Origin of the sequence: Pseudolactococcus reticulitermitis (genome assembly GCF_002260845.1) — a bacterium.
Classification (GTDB): domain Bacteria; phylum Bacillota; class Bacilli; order Lactobacillales; family Streptococcaceae; genus Pseudolactococcus; species Pseudolactococcus reticulitermitis.
Genome location: NZ_BEDT01000019.1, coordinates 1 through 1,754, shown reverse-complemented (window position 1 = coordinate 1,754; position 1,754 = coordinate 1). Strand labels below are relative to the sequence as shown.

Sequence of the window (1,754 nt, the reverse complement as noted above, 5' to 3'; positions counted from 1 at the left end):
CTGCAGTTGATTTGAATGCAGTAGCAGATGCAGTGATCCGTGGGGATTATGGGAATGGCGAAACTAGACGTCAACGCATTTCAGCTGCTGGTTATGATTACAATGCTGTTCAAGCACTCGTTAATCAAAAATTAGGATAAGCAAAGAAAGCCTGTAAGGATGTTCGGACATTCTTACAGGCTTTTTTGTTTACGCAACTTTTAACCTATATTTTTTGACTGTTACTTAGGAGACAAATCACATGAACAATTCTGACAAAGAAAAAATCAAAAAATTACGCCAATATGGTTTAGGCTATAAGAGAGTAGCGAAGATGCTCAATATTTCTGTAGATACAGTCAAATCATTTTGTCGGAAAAACAACCTCTCTGGTATGATGGCAAAACCCAAACTTGATGAGGTTGACTGTTGTAGACAATGTGGGGATATTATGATGCAAGTGGAAAAGAAAAAACCTCTCAAATTTTGTAAAGATGAATGTCGTAAACTTTGGTGGCAACACCATCGAAGTGAGTTAAAGAAAAAGAAAGCTTGCAAGATTATCTGTCAACATTGTGGGAAAGAAGTCATGGCTTATCGTTATGAAAATAGAAAATACTGTTCACACCAATGTTATTGTGCAGAACGTTTTAAAGAGGGTAAGTGAGATGCAAAAACAAGAAGTTAAAGCTGATATGCTTTATCACATCTCTTTATCTGTAGCTAAGTCTATGCTTGAGAATGGTGCTATTTCTCAGACAGATTATCAAAAAATAGATACCATTCTTCTTGAAAAATACCATCCCTATTTTGGGGGATTATTATCGCCTAATGCCTTGACTTTGTAGGCGTTTAGAGTGATATATGGTAGTGGAAAGAGAGGTGGCATATCATGAAAACGATACAAAAAATTGACTCGATACATCCACAAATTCGAAGGCGAAAACGAGTCGCGGCTTATGCCAGAGTATCCAAAGAAACGGATAGATTGAATCATTCTTTATCAGCACAAGTCAGCTATTACAGCACGCTCATTCAAAACCATCCTGAATGGCAGTATGCAGGTGTTTATACAGATTTTGGCATTTCAGGAACTACAATGGATAAGCGAGACTCTTTAAAAAATTTACTGGCAGATTGTGAACAAGGTAAAATCGACATTATCTTAACAAAATCGATTTCTAGGTTTGCGAGAAATACAGTTGACTTACTTAAAACAGTCAGGCATCTGAAAGAGATTAACGTTGAGGTTCGATTTGAAAAGGAAAATATTCACTCTTTAAGCGGAGATGGTGAGTTAATGCTTTCGATACTAGCCTCCTTTGCTCAAGAAGAAAGTCGTTCCATTTCAGAAAATATCAAATGGTCACTGCGTAAGAAACGAGAGAAAGGCACAGGGGGGATCAGGTATGGTCGGGTCTTTGGCTATGCGTATGACGGTTACAACTATCAGATAGTCCCCACAGAGGCAAAGATTGTAAAAGAAATTTATAGGCAATATCTTTCGGGTCTTGCCATGAACAAAATTGTAGAACAATTAAACGCTAAGGCGCTCACAACAGTGGCAGAAAATTCCTTTAGCATTTGTCAAATTAAGGCTATCCTGACTAATGAACTCTACATTGGCGATCGAAAACTTCAAAAATTTTATGTTTTCGATCCTATCTCAAAGCATAAGAGAAGGAATCATGGTGAGTTGGACCAATACTACATGACAGACTGTCATGATCCCATCATTAAACGAGAATTGTTTGAGAAGGTACAAATCGAATTGG

Annotated in this window: 4 protein-coding genes; all 4 read left to right on the top strand. The window is 37.5% G+C overall.

Annotated elements, in window-relative coordinates; translation table 11 throughout:
* Positions 1–11: 11 nt before the first annotated feature.
* Positions 12–140, top strand: coding sequence for a hypothetical protein (locus RsY01_RS11130; protein WP_274519425.1), 129 nt, complete (start codon positions 12–14; stop codon positions 138–140).
* 101 nt (positions 141–241) lie between these two features.
* Positions 242–646: a hypothetical protein gene (locus RsY01_RS10775; protein ID WP_094785530.1), complete on the top strand. Its 405-nt coding sequence runs from the start codon at positions 242–244 to the stop codon at positions 644–646.
* 1 nt (position 647) lies between these two features.
* A complete protein-coding gene (locus tag RsY01_RS10770; RefSeq protein ID WP_094785529.1) occupies positions 648–827 on the top strand; it encodes an SHOCT domain-containing protein in 180 nt (59 codons plus the stop codon).
* A gap of 44 nt (positions 828–871) precedes the next feature.
* On the top strand, positions 872–1,754 hold an 883-nt coding region (locus RsY01_RS10765), incomplete at its 3' end, for a recombinase family protein (RefSeq protein ID WP_133063219.1).

Bases quoted from the DNA above. Each gene is read 5' to 3' on its own strand.
- RsY01_RS10770 (WP_094785529.1), top strand. From the start codon at position 648: ATGCAAAAACAAGAAGTTAAAGCTGATATGCTTTATCACATCTCTTTA.
- RsY01_RS10775 (WP_094785530.1), top strand. From the start codon at position 242: ATGAACAATTCTGACAAAGAAAAAATCAAAAAATTACGCCAATATGGT.